Genomic DNA, 19,389 nt, shown 5'->3' with positions numbered 1-19,389 from the left:
GTCGACCGACGGGCCGGCTTCACGCCGCCTTATGCTCCTCCGGCGGCGTACCCGTCTTGATCGCACCGCGCAGCCAGGTGCGCAGTTCCGGGGTGTCCTCGTGACCATGCACCGCGACCGCGTGCTGCACCGCGGCCGCGAGGAGTTCGTCGTCGGTGTCGGCGGACACCGTAACCGTGCAGTTCGTCGCGCTCGGATATTCGCGGCAATCGATGTATTTCCTCGTCATGGCGAGCTCCTTCGCAAAAGCGGGCTCGTGCCGCGCGTTGTCGTTGTCGGGCATTTGCCGGACGCGGATCGCAAGTCCTTCACACCCTCCCTGATTTCGCTATAGGTCGCGCCAGGGCTGAGGGCAATCGGAAATTCGGGCACCTCGGCGCTCAGATGCGGGCTCGCCCCGCAATCGTCGGCGCGTCCTGGTCCTCCCGTTTGTCGGCGCGTATCGCGGCCAGTGACGCAGGCGCGATAAGGCCCTGTGCCGCGGCGTGCACCGCCGCGAACTCGGTATCCGGCGCGAGGACGAGCTGCGCGCCGGTGTGCCGGACCTCGTCGATCAGCCGGTCGATCGCCGCGACGCGTCCCGGGTCGGGATTGACGCTGCGGATATAGATCGCGCGGATCCGCCCCGGATGCGCGTGGACGATTTCGGCATAGACCTCGGGGTCCTTCTCGCCGCTGTCGCCGATCAGCACGAACGGCAGATCCGGAAAGCGGCGCAGGATGCACCCGATGTTTTCTCGCTTGTGCCGCTGCTGGTGGCGCGACGACAGCAGCGCCTGCTTGCTGAAGTCGCGCAGCAGCAGCGGCCCGGCGGGAATCTCCTGCAGGCGCAGGAACTCGACCAGCGGCGTGTAAAGATTCCACGGACTGCCCGAGACGTAGAAGATCGGATTGCCTTCGCCGCCGCCCTCGCCGTCGACGAGCGCGCGATAGAACGCCGCGACGCCCTTGAAGGGCTTGCGCGTGTGGGCGTTCGAGCGGATCAGCAGCATCAGCATCCGCAGCTTGTTGCGGACGTTCGTCCACACCACCGTGTCGTCGATGTCGCTGACCACGCCGAAGCGCGCGGTCGGCGGCGGCACCAGCACCGGCGCGTCGGCGCGCACCCGCTCGCCCAAAGCCGGGGCCGGGCTGACGAGCTCGATCTCGGCGTCGTGCCAGCCGCTGCGCTCCAGCGGCGCGGGCAGCGACAGCTCGACGCTGAAATACCCATCCGCGTCGCCGACGACCGGCTCGTCGAGGCCGGCGAAACGCACGCGCAGCCCGGCGTCGGGCACCTCGTCGGTCTCGAGCCGCTTGTACAGCTCGATCAGGTTGCGCAGGCTGCGGTCGGTCGGGGTCGGCACCGCGAACGCCTCGTCCTTCAGCACCCGCCCCTGGATCAGCACGCTGTCCCGCGTGCCGCACCCGGCGTAGGCGGCGATGATGAACGGGCCACGCGGCGGCAACAGGCGGCGCACCCGCACGCGGGTCTGCGCCGCCAGCCGGTCGGCACCGCTCAGAAAGCCATGAAGACGGCGCGTCGCATTCATACCGGTCCTCCCGTTCGCCGCGTCGTTTCCACGGATTCCCTTGCTCGGGCGCCCGGGCTCAGCGCGCCCCGACCACATGGTGTTGCAACGCGCGTTCCCGCTAGCTCGGGAACCGGCAGTCCGGCGCGGCCCCGGGGGACCGCAAGCACCGGCAACGGCAGGCGCCCTTCGTCAAGCGGGGCGACCCGATCCGTGCCCCGTCGGCGGCAGGATCGGATTCGTGCTTCAGCGCCGCGCCAGCAGCAGCCCGCATTCCAGGTGGCGGGTGTACGGAAACTGGTCGAACACCGCCGCCGCGGCGATGCGGTGCGTGTCCTGCAGTGCGGCGACGTTGTCGTGCAGCGTCTGCGGATTGCAGGAGATGTACAGGACGCGGTCGAAGCGGCGCGCGAGCTCGACGGTCGCGTCGTCGAGGCCGCTGCGCGGCGGATCGACGAACAGCGTCGAGAAGCGGTAGCTGTCGAGGTCGAGGTCCTTCAGACGGCGGAACTCGCGCACGTGCGCGAGTGCGCCGCTGATCTCGTCGCTCGACATCCGTACCATCGCGACGTTGTCGATGCCGTTCGCGGCAAGGTTGTAATGCGCCGCGTGCACCGACGATTTGCTGACTTCGGTCGCCAGCACGCGGCCGAACAGCGGCGCCAGCGCGACGGTGAAATTGCCATTGCCGCAATAGAGCTCGAGCAGGTCGCCGCCGAGCCCCGCGGCTTGCGCACTCGCCCAACCGAGCATCTGACGATTCACGCCGCCATTGGGCTGCGTGAAGCTGCCTTCGATCTGCTTGTAGCGCAGCTGCCGCCCGCCGAGCTCGAATTCCTCGAGCACCCAGTCGCGGTCCAGCACGATCTTCTGCTTGCGGCTGCGGCCGATCAGCTGCACGCGGAGATCGGCGGCGAGCGCGCGCGCAGCCGCTTCCCACTGCTCGTCGAGCGGCCGGTGGTAGACGAGCGTGACCATCAGCTCCCCGCTCAAGGTCGCGAGGAAGTCCACCTGGAACAAGCGGCGTTTCAGGATTTCGTCGCGCTGCAGCCGTTCGCGCAGGCGCGGCATCAGCGCGCAGATCGGTTCGACCGCAACGGGGAACGCTTCGATCGCGACGGGTTGCTTCGGATCAGCCGAATCGAACATCGCGTAGTCGACGCGCTCGCCGTCGTGCCACATCCGGAACTCCGCGCGCAGCCGGTAATGCAGCGGAGCCGACGCGAACACCTCGGGCTCGGGTACGGCAAAGGGCGCGAACGCGTGCTTGAACCCGGCGACCTTCTCGGCGAGCTGGGACGGGTAAAGGGCGGGGTCGATGCTGGGCAGGGACATGGAACTCGTGACGAAGAGGCCGGGACGGTCGACAGCGCGTGCCGCGGGCGGCGCGAAGCGAGCGCGAAATATACGCCCCCATCGCGGGGCGAGCGAGGGCGATGTTCCGCGCCACGGCGCAGAAACTTCCGCTTCCGTCTGCGGACTCGCCAAACCCGACATGCGAGAGCCTGCTCGAGGAAAGCCTGATGCGCGTGTCGCACTACCCGGCAAATTCGCACCTTCCCGTTCGGCCGTTGTCCTCACAAAAACAGCCGGGCGCGAGCCCGCCCCCACCGGAGATCTGCCGATGCTTCGATCGCTAAACGATCTTTTCCGCAGCCTGTTCGACGCCGCACCCGCGAACGAAGCGCAAAGCACGCACACGCTGCAACTCGCGACCGCGGTCCTGCTCGTCGAAGTGATGCGCAGCGATTCGGAAGTCGGACCGCGCGAGCGGCAGGCGGTGCTCGCGGCGCTGCGCACGAAGTTCGGCCTAGCCGACGACGAACTCGCGCGCCTCGTCGAGCTTGCCGAGACCGAAGCGACGAACGCGACCGATTTCCACCGTTTCACGTCGCAGATCAACAAGGGATTCAGCGCCGAGCGCAAGCTGCGGATCGTCGAATTCCTGTGGCAGGTCGCGCTCGCGGACGGACACCTCAGCCACCACGAAAACCACCTGATGCGCCGGCTCGGCGACCTTCTCCACATCCCGCACGCCGATTATGTCGCCGCGAAGCAGCGCGCCCGCGAGCGGATCGACGCGGGCGAATGACAAAAGGATCGGCATGACCCGCAAGGAAGCGGAAAAGACTGCCGCGCCCTTCATCCAGCCGGACGCGTCGCTCGACGAACTGCGCGCGGCGGCCGAGCACTGCACCGGCTGCGATCTCTACAAGAACGCGACGCAGACGGTATTCGGCGAGGGGCCGGATGACGCCCCGGTGATGCTGGTCGGCGAGCAGCCCGGCGACGCCGAGGACCGCGCGGGGCATCCGTTCGTCGGCCCGGCCGGGCGCCTGCTCGACAAGGCGCTCGCCGAGGCCGGCATCGACCGCTCGCAGGTCTATGTCACGAACGCGGTGAAGCACTTCAAGTGGAGCGTCGTGCGCGGCCACAAGCGCCTGCACCAGACGCCTAAGATCATCGAAGTCCGCGCCTGCGCGCCGTGGCTGCGCGCGGAGATCGAGCGCGTGCGCCCGCGCGTCGTGATCCTGCTCGGCGCAACCGCCGCGAAGTCGGTGCTCGGGCCGAGCTTCCGCGTGACGCTGCATCGCGGCGAGCCGGTGGCGTCCGACCTCGCCGAGCGGGTCGTCGCGACCGTCCATCCGTCGTCGCTGTTGCGCACACCCGATCCCGACGCGCGCGCCCGCGCCTTCGACGAATTCGTCGACGACTTGCGGAAAGCCGCAGCGCAACTTCCGCCCCGGCCGCGCCGACCCGCGTAAAATCCGCGCCCCTATCCCCGGACCGATCGCTGAGCCGGAAAGCTGCGGGAGGCGAACGTCGACACAAGCTGATCGACGAGCGGCGCGCGGGCCACGCCGCACGACAGGGCGCCCCCGCGCCGCGCAGACGAAGACAAGACGCAGGAGACGAGGAAATGCCGAAGTTCGCCGCCAATCTGACGATGCTGTTCAACGAGGTCGGTTTTCTCGACCGCTTCGACGCGGCGGCAAACGCGGGCTTCAAAGCCGTCGAATGCCAGCTCCCGTACGCGTTCCCGAAAGAGGCGCTTGCCGAGCGGCTCGACCGCACGGGGCTCAAGCTCGTGCTGCACAACCTGCCGCCCGGCGACTGGGACGGCGGCGAACGCGGCATCGCCTGCCACCCCGATCGCGTCGGCGAGTTCCAGGACGGCGTCGGCCATGCGATCGACTACGCGCAGGCGCTCGGCTGCAAGCAGTTGAACTGCCTCGCCGGCATTGCGCCGGTCGGCGTCGACGCGCAGCAAGTGCACGCGACCTTCATCGACAACCTGCGCTTCGCCGCGCCGAAACTCGCCGCCGCCGGCATCCGGCTGCTCGTCGAGCCGATCAACACCTTCGACATTCCCGGCTTCTACCTTAGCCGCAGCAGCCAGGCCGCGCGGCTCCTCGACGAGGTCGGCTCGGACAACCTCTTCATCCAGTACGACATCTATCATGCGCACCGGATGGAAGGCGCGCTCGCGGACACGATCGCCCGCCTCCTGCCGAAGATCGCGCACATGCAACTCGCCGACCACCCCGGCCGCCACGAACCGGGCACCGGCGAGATCGACTGGCGGACACTGTTCGCGCACATCGACCGCCTCGGCTACGACGGCTGGATCGGCTGCGAATACAAGCCGGCCGGCGCGACGGCGGACGGGCTCGGCTGGATCGAGCGGCTCGCGCACTGATCATCCCCTTCCCTCGACAGGAAGGGCGAACCGCCTGATTTGATTCAGCGTTTGACCGAAAGAGAACCCCGATGCCCGACACGCCCCGCGAACTCCTCGCCCGCCTGTTCGCCGCCGCGGTCGCAGCGGCGCAGCCCGAGCGCTGCGTCCCGCCTCACCTTCCGCCGCCGCCGAAAGGCCGCACCGTCGTCCTCGGCGCCGGGAAGGCGTCCGCGGCGATGGCGCAGGCGCTCGAACGCCACTGGCCGGCCACGCTTACCGGCCTCGTCGTCACGCGCTACGGCCACGCGGTGCCGTGCGAGCGGATCGAGATCATCGAGGCCGCTCACCCGGTGCCCGACGCCGCGGGCGAAGCGACCGCCGGGCGGATGCTCGAACTCGTCCGTGGGCTCGGCGAGGACGATCTGGTGATCTGCCTGATCTCGGGCGGCGGTTCGGCGTTGCTGCCGCTGCCGGCCGTCGGCCTCACGCTCGGCGACAAGCAGGCGGTCAATCGTGCGCTGCTGAAATCCGGCGCGACGATCTCGGAGATGAACTGCGTGCGGCGCCACCTGTCGGCGATCAAGGGCGGGCGGCTCGCCGCCGCGTGCCATCCGGCGCGCGTCGTCAATCTGCTGATTTCGGACGTGCCCGGCGACGATCCGGCGAACATCGCGTCGGGTCCGACGGTCGGCGACCCCACGCGCTGCGCCGACGCGCTCGACATCGTTCGCCGCTACCGCATCGACCTGCCCGCCGCAGCGCGCGAGCTGCTCGAATCGGGGCTCGGCGAGAGCGTCAAGCCCGACGATCCGCGGCTCGCGCGCGTGACGACGACGCTCGTCGCGACGCCGCAGATGGCCTTGCAGGCCGCTGCCGAAGTCGCCGCCGCCGCCGGCTTCGCGCCGGTCGTGCTCGGCGATGCGATCGAAGGCGAGGCGCGCGAAGTCGGCAAGGTCATCGCCGCGATCGCACGCCAGGTCCGCCGCCACCGCCAGCCGATCGCGCCGCCCTGCGTGCTGCTGTCCGGCGGCGAGACCACGGTGACGGTGCGCGGCGACGGGCGCGGCGGGCGCAACGTGGAATTCCTGCTCTCGCTCGCGATCGCGCTCGACGGCGAGCCCGGCATCCATGCACTCGCCGGCGACACCGACGGCGTGGACGGTCAGCGGGAGATTGCCGGCGCGTTCGTCGCGCCCGATACCCTCGCCCGCGCGCGGGCCCGCGGGATGAATCCGCGCGAGCGGCTCGACGCGAACGACGGCCACGGCTTCTTCGAGGCGCTCGGCGATTCGCTCGTGACCGGGCCGACGCTGACGAACGTCAATGATTTCCGTGCAGTACTCGTCCGATGACTTCGGACGCCCCAACCCCTGATGGAGAACCCAAAATGAAAACGATCAACGCTTTGATGCTGGATGACGCGAGGATGATCGCCGCGGCCGCGGAGGCCGAGGCGCGTGCAAACGGCTGGGCGGTCACTATCGCGATCTGCGACGCGGGCGGTCACGCGCTGTGGCTGCAGCGCATGGACGGCGCCCCGTTGATGAGTGCCCAGGTCGCGCCGGAGAAGGCGCGCACCTGCGTGCTGACCGGCAAGCCGAGCAAGGCGTTCGAAGACATGGTGAACAACGGGCGCATTGCCGCGCTGTCGATGCCGGTGGTGCCCCTCGAAGGCGGCGAGCCGATCGTCGTCGACGGCGTCGTCATCGGCGCGGTTGGCGTGTCGGGGGTCAAGGCAGGCGAGGACGCGCAGGTCGCCCGCGCCGGCCTCACGGCCTTGACCGGCGCCGCCGCCTGATACGCCCGCCCCGGTCATCCCTCGCATCGACCGCGGCGTCCACCGCGTTTCCCTGCCGTGCCGCTCGCGCGGCGCGCGTTGCCGACTTCACTCCGGACTCGCCGCGACCTCATCGAGCACCGCGAGGAAGCCGGCGAGCAGCGGGCTCGGCGTGCGCTCGACCGCCGCGACCGCGAGCGAGAAATACGCGCCTTCGTCGAGCAAGGCCAGGTAGCGCACCCGCGGCAGCCTGACGCATTCGAGCGGGCCGGGCAGCATCGCGACCCCGAGCCCCGCGCCGACGAGGCCGATCTGCGTCGTCGCCTCGCGCGCCGTCTGCACGATGCGCGGCTCGAACCCGGCGCTGCGGCACAAGCGTTCGAGCACGAACGGCAAACCGGAGCCGACGTCGGGCGGAAACGCGATGAAACCGTCGTCGCGAAACCGGTCGAGCGACACCGCCCCGGCGCCGGCGAGCGGGTGCGCCGCATTCACGACGAGCCGCAACGGATCGCGCCCGATCTCGCGCACGCCGACGCCGACCGGCACTTCCAGCCCGCCGTGGCGCACGAAGCCGACGTCGAGTTCCCCCCGTGCGAGCGCGCCCAGCTGATCGAGTGTGAACATCTCTCGCAGTTGCAAGCCGACCTGCGGGTAGCGCTGGCGGTAACGGTAGAGCGTGTCGGCGAGGGTCGATGTGTAGGCCAGCGACGACGCGAAGCCGATCCGCAATTCGCCGGCCTCGCCGCGACCCGCGCGCCGGGCCTCCTCGACCGCCGCACGCGACTGCGCGAGGATCCCGCGGGCGTGGTCGAGAAACCGCCTGCCGGCCTCGGTCAACGCGATGCGCCGCTTCTCGCGATCGAACAGCGGCGTGCCGATCTCCTCTTCCAGGTCGCGGATCTGCATCGACAGCGGGGGCTGGCCGATATGCATCCGCTCGGCCGCGCGCGTGAAATTCAGCTCTTCGGCGACGGCGACGAAGTACCGCAGGTGGCGCAGTTCCATAAGTTGCTTTCGTATATGGTTTTCACCATTTCAATATATTGGACAGATATTGCAGCGACAACCTAGGATGCTTTTCAGACGCTGGGGAGGCCTTTCGGCCCCCAACGACGACGCGTCGCGGCGGACGGAACGTGCTCGATGACCGGGCGCACGCTGCGCGTTGTCCCGCGGGCGCGATCCCGCGGTCTCGGCGCGCGATGAATCGGCACTGACCTCTACACGAGTTCGACAAGTTGAAAACCGTCTCCCCCGCTCTTCCGACCCCCAGCGACGCAACCCGCGCGCCCACGACCCACGCGGGCGATCCCGATCTGCGCATCGAAGCCGGCACGTCTGCATTTCGCCGCGTGAACCTCGCGATGTTCGTCGGCGGCTTCGCGACGTTCTCGACGCTCTACGCCCCGCAGTCGATCCTGCCGCGCCTGTCCGCGGACTTCGCGGTCGCGCCGACCAGCGCGAGCCTGTCGGTCGCCGCCGGCACCGCCGCCCTCGCGGTGATGCTGATCCCAGCGAGCGTGCTGTCGGACCGTTACGGCCGCGAACGTGTCATGAAGACCGCGCTGGTACTCGCCGCCATCGTCGCGCTGGCGTCCGCGTTTGCCGCGGATTTCGGACAACTCCTCGTGCTGCGCATGATGCTCGGCGCCGTGCTCGCGGGCCTACCCGCGGCCGCGATGGCCTACGTTGGCGAGGAAGTGGCACCGGCCGCGCAAGGGCGCGCGATGGGCCTGCTGATTGCCGGCAACTCGCTCGGCGGCATGAGCGGCCGCTTCCTCGTCGCGACGCTCACCGACTGGACGTCGTGGCGCGTCGCCCTTGCGGTGCTCGGCGTGCTCGCCGTCGTCGCCGCGGCGTCGTTCTGCTACGCGCTGCCGCGATCGCGCCAGTTCCGCCGGCGCGCGGTGAGCATCGGCGCGGTCGCGAGCGACGCCGCCGCGCTCTTCGCCGACCGCGGCCAGCGCTCGCTGTTCGCGATCGCCTTCCTGATGATGGGAGCCTTCACCAGCCTCTACAACTACCTCGGCTTCCGCCTGCATCTGCCACCGTTCTCGCTCGGACAGACGGCGGTCGGCGCGGTGTTCCTGCTGTATTTCGTCGGCACGCTGTCGTCCGCCTGGACCGGCCGGCTCGTCGATCGCGTCGGGCGGCGCAAGGTCCTGTGGTGGATGATCGTCGCCACCGTCGCCGGCCTCGCCGTGACGCTGTCCGACCATCTCGTTCCGGTGATCCTGGGCGTCGCCGGCCTGACCTTCGGCTACTTCGGCGCGCACACCGCCGCGAGCGGCTGGGTCGGCCGGCGCGCCGGCGAACGCCGCGCGCTCGGCGCGGCGCTGTACCTGTGCAGCTACTACCTCGGCGCCAGCGTCATCGGCACCCTTTCCGGACTCGCGTGGGAGCACGGCGCCTGGCCCGGCGTCGTCATCGCGCTCGCCGGCGCAATGTCGCTCGCCCTCGCCGCCGCATGGCAACTTCGGAAGCTGCAGCCGATCGCCGCGCCGGCGCAACCGGTCTCGAATACCGCTTCGTAAGCCCGGGCCTCGCCAGCCGCCCCCCTCCCTCGCCGCGCGTTCGTCCGCGGATTTCCGGCTCAATGTCGATGACGATGATGCGCGTCGGGGAAGTGCGCGTGCATGTGGTCCATTGGTTCGTGCCGATGCCGATGGCGGTGCGGTTCGCGGCCGTCCCAGTCGAAGTCGTGATCGTGGCGATGGTGGTCGTCGTGGACGTGCTGATGGTCGTGCGCGATCGCCTCGTGCCGATGCTCGTGCTCGTGCCGCTCGGTGAGGTGCAGCCAGACGCCGACGGCCATCAACAAGCCCGCGGCAATGAGCGGCAGCGTCAGCGGCTCGCCGAGCAGCACCGCGAGCAGCGCGCCGAAAAATGGCGCGACGCTGAAATACGCGCCGGCGCGGGCGGTGCCGAGTTCGCGCAACCCGACGACGAATAGCGCGAGGCTCACGCCGTACGCGAGCAGGCCGACGCCCATCGCGGCAGCGGCCTCGGCAGGCGCCGGCAGCTCGGCGCCGAGCGCGAAGGCCAAGCCGAGGTTGACGACGCCCGCCGCGAGTCCTTTCACCGACGCGACCCACGTCGCATCGGCGAGCGACACCTTGCGGGTGAAGTTGTTGTCGAGGCCCCACGCGAAACAGGCGCCGAGGATCAGCAGCGTCGGCACGAGCCCGGCGAACCGCGCCTCACCCGGCCAGGCCAGTACGAGCGCGCCGGCGACGATCGCGAACATGCCGAGCGCGATGCGCCGGTCGACGCTCTCGCCGAACACGAACCACGCGAGCAGCGCGGTGAATACCCCTTCAGCGTTGAGCAGCAGCGACGCGTCCGACGCGGGCATGCCCGCGAGACCGAACATCAGCAGCACCGGCCCGGCGACGCCGCCCGCCGCAATCGCCGCGACGAACCAGCCGGCCTCACCGCGCGCAAGCCGCACCGCCGGCTGGCGCGAGACGCGGCGATAGAGCCACAGCCCGAGCCCCGACCCGAGATACAGCAAACCCGCGAGCAGCCACGGATCGACGCCGTCGAGCAGCCGCTTCGCGAGCGGTGTCCCGGCCCCGAACAGCAACGCCGCCAGCAGCGCTGCGCCGACGCCCGGGCTGCGGGTAAGCTTGGTCAGAATCATGATCTCGTCGAGAAGCAGCGCAATCGCGCCGCCGCCTGTTATTAGTCCGGCAAATCAATACAGCCGTTCGCCCTGAGTGTCGAAGGGCGTTGCCAGGGCTTCGACAAGCTCAGCCCGAACGGTAAGGTGCCGGGTCCATAGCGGTGAACCGGAACTCCCGCATCGCTCGCCGCCCTTCTCCCGCATCGATCGTCCCCCTTCTTTCGCCCGCGCCCGACGATGCCCGCCACGCGAGATGAGGTCAAGCCCGCCGCACCGCTCGCCTTACAAACGGACGCATCGGGTGGCGGGCTTTCCTGATACCCTTTTGCGTCCGCCGCGGCTCACGCGTGCGCTTCCACAATTTTCCACGAGGACTTCCGACACCGCCTTCTGCGGCGGGAGCCTCCGTATTCGCAGGTAGATAAACTTTTGACGACACGATCGCAAACCCGCGGCTTGTCCGCTGACCCGTTCCTGCAATGGACGAACCTCGCACTCAAGACCGCGGAGATGATGGTCGCCTCCGCCCAGGTGATCGGACATCGGACGACGCGGATCGCCGGTGCAGGCTTGAGCCCGAACGAGCACGATCAGCGGGAATTCACGTTGATGGGACAGGAAAAGATCGAAGCGGCGACCGAGTCGGCGCGCGCGATGACCGAGCGCCTGATCCGGATCAACGGCCGCATGTGGACCGAGGCTTCGACGCAAATGCTTGCCGGCGTGAGCGCGATGTGGTCGCTCGCGACCAGTCCGTCGTTGGCGGCATCGTTCGAGCGCCAGGGCGCCCTTTTCGACGCGATGCGGGCCCCGGCGGTCGACCCGGCCGGGTTCGCGGGCTCGGCAGCCCGGCTCGCGCACTCCGTCCTCAAGCCGATCCACGCCAGGGCGACCGCGAATGCGCGCCGCCTGGGCAGCCGATAAAGCTCCGTCCCGCGTTTTCGACAACGTCGCGGCGGTGGCCGCGGGCTCGCCGCGGGCGCCGCTGTGCCCCGGCGCCCGGCTGCGACTCGTAGCGGCTCGCGTGCCAATGCGCCGGGGACATCCGGCATGGCGGTCGCAGATTCATCACGCGGCCCCGCTCAACCTGGCGTCGGCGAAGTCGCCGGCGTCTGCACGTCGCGGTTCTTCGCCTGCAACGCCTTCAGCAGTCCGTCGACGCCGCCACTCCTGACCTCCGACGCGAAGCTGCTGCGATAGCTCGTCACGAGGCTGACGTTCGCGACCGCGACATCGATGACCTTCCACCCGTTCGGCGTGCGCGAGAGGCGGTAGTCGAGTGCGACCGGCTGACCGCCGGGCTGATTGATCTGGCTGCTGACCATGACCTCGTTCGCGTCGGTGCCGGGTCGCAGCGGTTTGAAAGTCACGGTCTGTTCGCGATATCGCGTCAGCGAATTCGCGTACGTGCGGACCAGAAGTTTTCGGAACTCCTCGGTCAGTGCCGCGCGCTGGCTGGCATCGGCCTGGCCCCATGCCCGGCCGACGGCGAGCGCCGTGATGCGCGGGAAATCGAAATGCGGGGCGATGCGGGTCTCGATCAGTTCGGCGGCACGCTTCGTGTCGCCGCTCTGGATCTGCCGGTCATCGCGCAGAATCGCCAGGACCTCCTCGGTGACGCTCTTCACCAGTTCCTCCGGCGCACGCTCCTGCGCCACCCCGGGAGTCGCGACGAACAGGAACAGGGTGGAGAACAACAGGCGGGCAAATGTGGTCATCGTTGCGTTCCTCCTGGCGTCTGGACATGGAAGCCCGCCCGGCCGCCCCTCCTGCGGAAGGGGGCCGGGCCTGAAGGTGGCATCCCCCGGACCGGAAGCGACCCGAGGGGGAAGCCGCTTACGGCATGACCTTCCTCTTCGGACTGCTGTTCCACTCGCTCATCGACACCTTGCCGTCACGGTTCGCATCGAGTTCGTCGAAGCGCGCCTGCACGTCGGCCGAGCGCTTGGCCTCCTCCTTGCTGATCTGTCCGTCCTTGTCGCGGTCTAGTTCCTTGAAGAGCGACGACGTGTCACCGCTCGTGGCGCCGGGGGTGGCAGCCGCATCCGGCGTCGCCGCTCCGCCCTGAGTTCCCTTCGGTTGGGCCGAGTCGGTGCGAGGAGTCGAGTCCTGGTAACCGCCCTGCGCGAGTACCGCCATCGGAAGCGAAGCAGCCATAACCAGTGCTGTGAGCGTGAGTTTGCGTTTCATCGTCCATCTCCTATGGGTTTGGTCGAGCAGCCGTTCGAACATCGGCTGGACTCGGTAACGCAACTGCGATGCCAGCCGCCCCAATCGCCTTGCATGGCGCGGGTTTCGAGGCCTGCGGGGAATGCAGAGGACATGACGGCGGTAGCGAACCTGTCGCCGTTGCCCGACGGCCGGCGCCACGCCGACGGCCCGACGAGCGCATACCACCGGCAAAAGCGCCTGTCGTCCGGGGACGACAACGCACGGTCTCGGCATCCGGAAATCCGCGGGCTCGCGTACGAAAACAACGACCGGCAGCCCGCGCCGTTCGACCGATCTGACACCCCTGCGGACCGGCGGACGGCGGGAGTCGGTTGAACGCGAATCGCCTTGTCCGACGCACGTGTCCTTTGCGCCGGTATGCGATTTGACAAAGCCGCAGCGGGCCTCTACACCGAGATCGTCGAAAGCCACGGGAACAGCGGCTCCGAACGGCGCCGTAGCGAACTCCACGCTTTTCGAGGCAACGATCCGATACGGCCGTTCGTCCTGAACGGTCGAAGCGAGATGGAAGAGTTTCGACAGGCTCGGCCCGAACGGCAGGGTCGGGTCTGATGGTTTCTTACCGGCCACCGGATACCGTTCGGGTGGAGTTCTTCGCGCGCTCGGAACGGGCTCGTCGAAGTCCGGTTTCCCTGCCCGCTGCAACCACCGACCGACGGGCTCCTGATGCCGACGATGACGAAACCGGGGCAAATCGAGATCCGCCTGCCGGGCAAGCCCCTTCCCGTGACGGGCGTGCGCGACGCCTTGCCGCCGGCACTCGCGGCGGGGAGCCGGGCCGGCGACGGCACGGCAGACCCGTTCCTCGACCGCGTCCTCAAGGTCGAAGCCCGTTACAGCCTCGTCGCGCCCGGGCGCGCCGGGGGCGACGAAACCACGGCAGCGGTCGGCAACGACCGGCTCCTCGCGCTCGAAACCGACGACGGTACGAGCGTATGCATGCGCGCCGACAAGCTGCGCGAGGATCTCGCCCGCGTCCACCCCGAAGCCCTCGGCGCCGACGGCTCGCTCGACGTCGGCGCATTGCGCGATCCGACGGCCGCCGCGCGCGGCATCACGGACTGGATCTGGTCCGGAATGTCGGTGCTGTCGTTGGGCAGCGACTCGATCACCGACGCCGCCCTCGACAAGGCGAAGGAATGGCTCGCCGAATGGCTCGGCGACGGCGCGGGGGAGCTCGCCTCCGGTGGGGCGTCGTGGCTCGGTGCGAAGGCGCTGATGTGGGCGATCGAGAACCGGCTGCCGGGCGAGCCGGGGATCTACCAGTGGCGCAACGGCGGCACGCTCGCGGCGTCGGACCGCTGCGAGCCGGGGGACGCCCGCCTCGCGGCCGGCGCGGACGCCCCGATGCTGCTTTTCATCCACGGCACCGGCTCGCACACGCTCGGCAGCTTCAAGGACTTGCGCAGCGGCAGCGCCGCCGGCGACTGGGAGCCGCTCGCGCGACGCTTCGGCGGGCGCATGTTCGGCTTCGAGCACCGCACCTTTTCCGAGAGCCCGATCGACAACGCGATCGCGCTCGCCCGCGCGCTGCCGGCCGAAGCCCGCCTGTCGCTCGTCACGCATTCGCGCGGCGGCCTCGTCGGCGACCTGCTGTGTCTGGCCGGCCTGTCGGAAGCCGAGATCGCCGCGTACCGCCGCGCCGCGCCGCCGAACACTGTCGAAACGACGCAGCAGAAGCAGCTTCGCGACCTTTTCGCCGCCCGCGAGCAGGAATCGCTGCGGGCGCTGCGACGCGAACTCGAAACGAAGAACTTCCGCATCGAGCGCTACATCCGCGTCGCGTCTCCGTCGCGCGGCACGCTGCTGCTGTCCGACAACCTCGACGTCTTCATGTCGGCGCTGCTGAGCCTGACCGGCCGCTTCGTCGGCGCGGTCGCCGGACCGGCCGGCGGCGCGGCGCTGTCCGCGCTAAAACGCATCGTGCTAGAGATCGCCGACAAGCGGATCGAACCGCGCCTGCTGCCGGGCATCGAGGCGATGCTGACCGACGCGCCGATGGCGACGCTGCTCGCCGGCGCGCAGCGCAAGCAGGGCATCGACATGGCGATCGTCAGCGGCGACGTCGAAGGCGGCAGCGTGCTGAAGCGGCTCGGCGCGTGCTTCACGGACTGGATGCTCTTCGACCGCGTCGACAACGACCTCGTCGTCGATACCGAGTCGATGTACGCCGGCCTCGCCACGCGCAACGGCGCGCGCTACCTCTTCGACCAGGGAGCCTCGGTCAATCATTTCAGCTATTTCGCGAACCGCAGCACGCGCGGCGCGTTGCGCGACTGGCTGACGGCGGACGATCCCGCGGCTCTGCCCGTGTTCGCCCCCCTCGTGCGCCGCGGCGAACCCGACGTGGCAGCGGCGCGGTCCCGTGCGGCGCTGCGTGCCCCGCCGCTGCCCGACACGCGGCCGGTCGTGATCGTGCTGCCGGGCATCATGGGTTCGCACCTGGAGATCCGCGCCGCCGACCGTCCGCCCGGCGACGGCGACCGCGTGTGGTTCGACTTTTTCGACCTCGCGACCGGAGGTCTGTCGAAGATCCGCTTCGACCGGCCGGACGTGCACGAGGAAGACCTGTTCGACATGGCGTACGGCGAGCTCACGGAACATCTCGCGGGCAGCCATTTCGTGATCCGCTGCCCGTACGACTGGCGGCGCCCGCTGCAGGCCGACGGTGCGGCGGCGGACCGCCTCGCCGACCTCGTGAAGCAGGCGCTCGCGGAGCACCCCAGCCAGCCGGTGCGTCTGCTCGCGCACAGCCTGGGCGGCGTCGTCGCCCGCGCGATGATCGCGAAGCATCCGCAACTCTGGGCGGAAGCCGTGCGCCGCCCCGGCAGCCGGCTCGTGATGCTCGGCACGCCGAACAACGGCTCGCACATGATGGTCGAAGCGCTGCTCGGCAAGTCGGACACGATGCGCAAGCTCACGCACCTCGATCTCGTCCACGACCTGCAGGACGTCCTCGACATCGTCGGAGGTTTTCCCGGCGCGCTGCAGCTGCTGCCGCGGCCGGATTTCATCGACAGCGGCCCGAGCTGGGAACACGGCTATCTCGACGCCGCCGTGTGGCCGGCGCTCGCGCAGCTCAACCGGGACCGCTGGTTCGGCGACCGCGTGGGTGCCACGCCCGTCGCCGACACCGTCGCGCAGGCACGCGCGCTGTGGCAGGGACTGCTGGCGACGAACGACGCTCCGCAACCGGTCGAGCGCGTCCATTACGTGTTCGGCAAGGCGGAGAACACGCCTTGCGGCCTGGTGCTCGACGGTGACCGCCTGAAGATGGTCGGCACGCCCGAAGGCGACGGCTCTGTGAGCTGGGCATCGGGGCGCCTCGCGAACCTGCCCGACGAACAGTGCTGGTTCATGCCGGCAGACCATGGCGGGCTCGCGGACACGCGCGAGCACTTCCCGGCGCTCGTCGATCTGCTGGAGACCGGCAGCACGGCGCGGCTCGGCCGCGTGCCGGCGCTGCGCGGTGCCGCCGCGGCGACGGTCCGCTACGACGCGCCGCCGCCCGTGCTGCCGACCGAGGAAGAGCTCGCGCGCAGCATCATCGGGACGCGCCCGCAACCACGCCGGCCCGCCGCCGCGGTGCAGTCGCTGCACGTCTCGGTGACCGCGATGGACCTGCGCTTCGCGCGCCAGCCGGTGATCTGCGGCCACTACATCGGCGACCCGATCGCGGGCGCCGAGCTGAGCATCGACCGCTATCTCGTGCAGGGCGCACTGCGTCAGCGCGAGCGGCTCGGCGTGTATGCCGGCGAGGTCGGGTCGAGCGCGATCGTGCTGCAGGCGCGCGGCGCCGAAGACCGGCTGCGCGGCACCGGCCGCGGCGCGGTCATCGTCGGTCTCGGGCGCTTCGGCGACCTCACGACGATGGACATCGGCGAGACCGTCCGCGCCGGCGTGCTGCGCTTCCTGCTGCATTCGCTCGACCGCCAGGGCACGGCGGACGCGGGCGCCGGCGAGAACGGGTCCGATGGCGACCTGACCCTCGCGAGCCTGCTCGTCGGCTACAACTCGACCGCACATATCAACGTCGAAGACTCGGTCGCGATGATCGTGCGCGGCGTGATCGCGGCGAACCGGCAGTTCGCCGACGCGATGCCGCGAGCACGGCTGCGCGTCGCGCGGCTCGAACTGATCGAGCTGTTTCTCGACACCGCGATCACCGCCGCACACGCGGTGCGCGCGCTGCCCGAGCGCATCGCCGCCGACCTGCGCCGGCTCGAGGCGCGCATCGACACCGCCGAGGAGCTGCGCGAAGGCGAAGGCGCGCGCCCGCGCCTCGCGGTTTTCGCGCGCTTCGGCTACTGGCCGCGGCTGATCGTCACAGACGCCGACCGCCCCGACGACGCCGGTCTGCGTCCGTCGCCGCTGCCGGGCGGCGCGCTGCAGCCGCCGTCGCGCCCGGTCGCAACGCGCCTCAAGTACGTCTTCCTGTCGGAACGCGCGCGCGCCGAGAGCGTCGTCCAGCAGCGCCAGCCCGGGCTCATCGAAGCGCTCGTGAAGAACGCGATCCACCGTGACGAGTACAGCGCGGACCTGGCCCGCACGCTGTTCCAGCTGATGATTCCGCTCGATTTCAAGGCCGCCGCGCGCGACACCGAAAAGCTCGTGCTCGTCGTCGACGGCTACACCGCGAACCTGCCGTGGGAAATGCTGCAGGCCGAGGACCAGCCGATGGCGCTGAAGACCGCGATGGTGCGCAAGTTCGAGTCGACGCGATACCGCCGCAATCCGCTGATCCTCACGCGCAAGGTCGCCTGCATCATCGCCAACCCGTCGACGCGCGGCTTCCTCTCCGCGTTCGGGGCTTCCGGCGCGCCGGTGCCGGCGCCGGTGGCGGTCCCGGACTCGGTCCCCCTGGCCGTGCCCGCGAACGACGGCCTCCCCGATCTCCCCGGCGCGGCCACGGAAGGGGCGGCGATCCGCGACCTTCTGCTGCAGTGCGGGTACGAAGTCAGCCACGGAGAAGGGCTCGAGGCGCTCGACGTCTTCGCGCGCCTGTTCCGGCAAGCGTGGCGCATCCTCGCGATCGCCGCGCACGGCGTGTTCCAGGTCGTCGCGCACGACGGCCGCGCCCGCACCGGCGTCGTGCTGTCGGACGGCCTGCTGCTCACCGCGGCGGAGATCGGACAGATGGAAGCCGTGCCCGAGCTCGTGTTCCTCAACTGCTGCCATCTCGGCGCGATGAGCGCGAGCCCCGAAACCGCGAACCGGCTCGCGTACAGCCTCGCGCGCGAGCTGATCGAGATCGGCGTGCGCTGCGTCGTCGTCGCCGGCTGGCAGGTCAACGACGCTGCCGCCCAGACCTTCGCGACGACCTTCTTCGACGCCTTCGTCGCGCGCGGCCAGCCGTTCGGCGCCGCGGTGTTCGCCGCGCGGCGCGCGACCTGGGAGCGGTTTCCGCAGTACAACACCTGGGGCGCCTACCAGGCCTACGGAGAGCCCGAACACATGCTGGAGCCCCCGCGCGAGGAAACGCCGGGCTGGGGCACGGCCGGTATGGTCTCGCCGGCCGAGTTGCTGAGCACCCTCGCAGGGGCGCGGGTCGATCTCGGCCACGACCGCGTCGACCGGGCGACGCTCGAAGGCCGCCTCGCGGCGCTGCTCGGCTCGGCGCCGGCCGGCTGGCAGGCGCTTCCCGAAGTGCAGGCGGCGCTCGGCGCGGTCTATGGCGAACTCGGCGCGGACGCGTTCGAGCCCGCCTGCGCGGCGTACTGCCGCGCGATCGAGGTCGAGGACCATCACGGGCGCGTGCCGATACGGATCATCGAACAGCTCGCGGACCTCGAAGTGCGCACCGGCGAAGCCCGCGGCGACCTCGCGCTGATCGACCGCGCGATCGTCCGCCTGCGCGGGCTGATCGACCTGTGCTCTCACCCCGACGCGGCGACAGGCGTCGCGGGGCCGATGGAACGCTGCGAGGCGCTCGGCAGCGCATTGACCCGCAAGGCGGCGATCCTCGCCGCAACGGGCGGCGCCTGGACCAAGGTCGAAACCGTGCTGCGCGAAGGCCGCGACGCCTACGCATGCGGCGCGGACAGCACCGATGCGCTGGCGACCGACGTCGGCGCGACGACGAAGAGACTGCAGTTCGACTGGCTGCTGCTCGCGGACGAGGCGGACGACGCGCGGAAACATCTGGCCGCACTCGCGACGCGCAACGCCGATGCGGCGCACCGCCGATTCTCCGGCAGCGATGATTTCCTCGACGCGATGAAACCCGCCGACGCCGAATTCACGCTGCGCCTGGTCGCGGGCCTGCGCGACAGGGATGTCGACGACCTAGAACGGATCTACCGCGACGCGGCGGGCCAAATGCTGCAGGGCGCGCACCGGTTCGACGCGGCCGCGAAGGAGATCGGCCTGCTCGCCCGCTTTGCCGCGCTGCGCGGCCGGCGTGGCGACGCTGCGCTCGCCGCCCGACTCGACAAGCTGGCGGCGCGTCTCCGCGGCAGCCCTGCTCCGCCGGCGCCGAGCCGCCCCAAACTCCCGGCTCCGCCGCGACCACCGAGTGCCAAACGCCCGAAGAAGAAAGCGTGAAGGTCGGAAGCGGTCC

Annotated in this window: 16 protein-coding genes; 9 read left to right on the top strand and 7 right to left on the bottom strand. The window is 69.9% G+C overall.

What is annotated here, in order from left to right:
- Positions 1-19: 19 nt before the first annotated feature.
- The 3 genes from ROZ37_RS19295 to trmA all read right to left on the bottom strand — a co-directional run bounded on the left by ROZ37_RS19295 (position 20) and on the right by trmA (position 2,846).
- Entirely contained in the window at positions 20-229 is a 210-nt protein-coding gene (locus ROZ37_RS19295; RefSeq protein WP_312662049.1) for a DUF1059 domain-containing protein, read from the bottom strand.
- A gap of 151 nt (positions 230-380) precedes the next feature.
- Entirely contained in the window at positions 381-1,532 is a 1,152-nt protein-coding gene (locus tag ROZ37_RS19290) for a phosphatase domain-containing protein (RefSeq protein WP_312662047.1), read from the bottom strand.
- Positions 1,533-1,757: 225 nt separating this feature from the next.
- The gene (gene trmA, locus ROZ37_RS19285; protein ID WP_312662046.1) at positions 1,758-2,846 is read right to left on the bottom strand and encodes a tRNA (uridine(54)-C5)-methyltransferase TrmA; all 1,089 of its coding nucleotides are present in this window, start codon (positions 2,844-2,846) and stop codon (positions 1,758-1,760) included.
- Positions 2,847-3,135: 289 nt separating this feature from the next.
- Between trmA and ROZ37_RS19280 the strand changes: the two genes are divergently transcribed.
- The 5 genes from ROZ37_RS19280 (at position 3,136) to ROZ37_RS19260 (ending at position 6,991) form a co-directional block, all read left to right on the top strand.
- Positions 3,136-3,603, top strand: coding sequence for a TerB family tellurite resistance protein (locus tag ROZ37_RS19280; RefSeq protein WP_312662045.1), 468 nt, complete (start codon positions 3,136-3,138; stop codon positions 3,601-3,603).
- Positions 3,604-3,616: 13 nt separating this feature from the next.
- Positions 3,617-4,276 (top strand): UdgX family uracil-DNA binding protein, encoded by a 660-nt coding sequence (locus tag ROZ37_RS19275; protein WP_312662043.1) that lies wholly within the window; start codon positions 3,617-3,619, stop codon positions 4,274-4,276.
- A gap of 155 nt (positions 4,277-4,431) precedes the next feature.
- A complete protein-coding gene (hyi, locus tag ROZ37_RS19270) occupies positions 4,432-5,211 on the top strand; it encodes a hydroxypyruvate isomerase (protein ID WP_312662042.1) in 780 nt (259 codons plus the stop codon).
- Between the two features lie 71 nt (positions 5,212-5,282).
- Complete coding sequence (locus tag ROZ37_RS19265; protein ID WP_312662041.1) at positions 5,283-6,545, top strand: glycerate kinase; 1,263 nt, start codon at positions 5,283-5,285, stop codon at positions 6,543-6,545.
- Between the two features lie 35 nt (positions 6,546-6,580).
- Positions 6,581-6,991: a heme-binding protein gene (locus ROZ37_RS19260; protein WP_312662039.1), complete on the top strand. Its 411-nt coding sequence runs from the start codon at positions 6,581-6,583 to the stop codon at positions 6,989-6,991.
- A gap of 87 nt (positions 6,992-7,078) precedes the next feature.
- Here the strand turns inward: ROZ37_RS19260 and ROZ37_RS19255 are convergent, their stop codons facing one another.
- Positions 7,079-7,978 (bottom strand): LysR substrate-binding domain-containing protein, encoded by a 900-nt coding sequence (locus ROZ37_RS19255; RefSeq protein WP_312662038.1) that lies wholly within the window; start codon positions 7,976-7,978, stop codon positions 7,079-7,081.
- A 359-nt stretch (positions 7,979-8,337) separates the two neighbouring features.
- Here ROZ37_RS19255 and ROZ37_RS19250 point away from each other — a divergent pair, with 359 nt between their 5' ends.
- A complete protein-coding gene (locus ROZ37_RS19250; RefSeq protein ID WP_312662115.1) occupies positions 8,338-9,507 on the top strand; it encodes an MFS transporter in 1,170 nt (389 codons plus the stop codon).
- A gap of 59 nt (positions 9,508-9,566) precedes the next feature.
- Here the strand turns inward: ROZ37_RS19250 and ROZ37_RS19245 are convergent, their stop codons facing one another.
- The gene (locus ROZ37_RS19245) at positions 9,567-10,616 is read right to left on the bottom strand and encodes a DMT family transporter (protein WP_312662037.1); all 1,050 of its coding nucleotides are present in this window, start codon (positions 10,614-10,616) and stop codon (positions 9,567-9,569) included.
- 438 nt (positions 10,617-11,054) lie between these two features.
- Between ROZ37_RS19245 and ROZ37_RS19240 the strand changes: the two genes are divergently transcribed.
- Positions 11,055-11,522 carry a polyhydroxyalkanoate granule-associated phasin gene (locus ROZ37_RS19240; RefSeq protein WP_312662036.1) on the top strand — a complete coding sequence of 156 codons (468 nt, stop codon included), beginning with the start codon at positions 11,055-11,057 and terminating at the stop codon, positions 11,520-11,522.
- A 158-nt stretch (positions 11,523-11,680) separates the two neighbouring features.
- Here ROZ37_RS19240 and ROZ37_RS19235 read toward each other — a convergent pair whose 3' ends face one another.
- Both ROZ37_RS19235 and ROZ37_RS19230 read right to left on the bottom strand, forming a co-directional pair.
- The gene (locus ROZ37_RS19235) at positions 11,681-12,316 is read right to left on the bottom strand and encodes an ABC transporter substrate-binding protein (protein WP_312662035.1); all 636 of its coding nucleotides are present in this window, start codon (positions 12,314-12,316) and stop codon (positions 11,681-11,683) included.
- 118 nt (positions 12,317-12,434) lie between these two features.
- Positions 12,435-12,788, bottom strand: coding sequence for an EF-hand domain-containing protein (locus tag ROZ37_RS19230; RefSeq protein WP_312662033.1), 354 nt, complete (start codon positions 12,786-12,788; stop codon positions 12,435-12,437).
- 132 nt (positions 12,789-12,920) lie between these two features.
- Here ROZ37_RS19230 and ROZ37_RS19225 point away from each other — a divergent pair, with 132 nt between their 5' ends.
- Together ROZ37_RS19225 and ROZ37_RS19220 are read left to right on the top strand one after the other, a co-directional pair.
- Entirely contained in the window at positions 12,921-13,145 is a 225-nt protein-coding gene (locus ROZ37_RS19225; RefSeq protein WP_312662032.1) for a hypothetical protein, read from the top strand.
- A 351-nt stretch (positions 13,146-13,496) separates the two neighbouring features.
- Positions 13,497-19,373: a CHAT domain-containing protein gene (locus ROZ37_RS19220; RefSeq protein ID WP_312662031.1), complete on the top strand. Its 5,877-nt coding sequence runs from the start codon at positions 13,497-13,499 to the stop codon at positions 19,371-19,373.
- Positions 19,374-19,389: the final 16 nt, after the last annotated feature.

It is taken from the genome of Aromatoleum sp. (assembly GCF_032027225.1).
In the GTDB taxonomy this organism is placed as follows: domain Bacteria; phylum Pseudomonadota; class Gammaproteobacteria; order Burkholderiales; family Rhodocyclaceae; genus Aromatoleum.
Note: the sequence above shows the minus strand (reverse complement) of the source record. Positions and strands in the feature narration are given on the sequence as shown.

What these genes read in the sequence shown, in the direction of transcription:
- ROZ37_RS19295 (WP_312662049.1), bottom strand. Translation starts at nt 229, where the DNA reads ATGACGAGGAAATACATCGATTGCCGCGAATATCCGAGCGCGACGAAC.
- ROZ37_RS19290 (WP_312662047.1), bottom strand. Translation starts at nt 1,532, where the DNA reads ATGAATGCGACGCGCCGTCTTCATGGCTTTCTGAGCGGTGCCGACCGG.
- trmA (WP_312662046.1), bottom strand. Translation starts at nt 2,846, where the DNA reads ATGTCCCTGCCCAGCATCGACCCCGCCCTTTACCCGTCCCAGCTCGCC.
- ROZ37_RS19280 (WP_312662045.1), top strand. Translation starts at nt 3,136, where the DNA reads ATGCTTCGATCGCTAAACGATCTTTTCCGCAGCCTGTTCGACGCCGCA.
- ROZ37_RS19275 (WP_312662043.1), top strand. Translation starts at nt 3,617, where the DNA reads ATGACCCGCAAGGAAGCGGAAAAGACTGCCGCGCCCTTCATCCAGCCG.
- hyi (WP_312662042.1), top strand. Translation starts at nt 4,432, where the DNA reads ATGCCGAAGTTCGCCGCCAATCTGACGATGCTGTTCAACGAGGTCGGT.
- ROZ37_RS19265 (WP_312662041.1), top strand. Translation starts at nt 5,283, where the DNA reads ATGCCCGACACGCCCCGCGAACTCCTCGCCCGCCTGTTCGCCGCCGCG.
- ROZ37_RS19260 (WP_312662039.1), top strand. Translation starts at nt 6,581, where the DNA reads ATGAAAACGATCAACGCTTTGATGCTGGATGACGCGAGGATGATCGCC.
- ROZ37_RS19255 (WP_312662038.1), bottom strand. Translation starts at nt 7,978, where the DNA reads ATGGAACTGCGCCACCTGCGGTACTTCGTCGCCGTCGCCGAAGAGCTG.
- ROZ37_RS19250 (WP_312662115.1), top strand. Translation starts at nt 8,338, where the DNA reads ATGTTCGTCGGCGGCTTCGCGACGTTCTCGACGCTCTACGCCCCGCAG.
- ROZ37_RS19245 (WP_312662037.1), bottom strand. Translation starts at nt 10,616, where the DNA reads ATGATTCTGACCAAGCTTACCCGCAGCCCGGGCGTCGGCGCAGCGCTG.
- ROZ37_RS19235 (WP_312662035.1), bottom strand. Translation starts at nt 12,316, where the DNA reads ATGACCACATTTGCCCGCCTGTTGTTCTCCACCCTGTTCCTGTTCGTC.
- ROZ37_RS19230 (WP_312662033.1), bottom strand. Translation starts at nt 12,788, where the DNA reads ATGAAACGCAAACTCACGCTCACAGCACTGGTTATGGCTGCTTCGCTT.
- ROZ37_RS19225 (WP_312662032.1), top strand. Translation starts at nt 12,921, where the DNA reads ATGACGGCGGTAGCGAACCTGTCGCCGTTGCCCGACGGCCGGCGCCAC.
- ROZ37_RS19220 (WP_312662031.1), top strand. Translation starts at nt 13,497, where the DNA reads ATGCCGACGATGACGAAACCGGGGCAAATCGAGATCCGCCTGCCGGGC.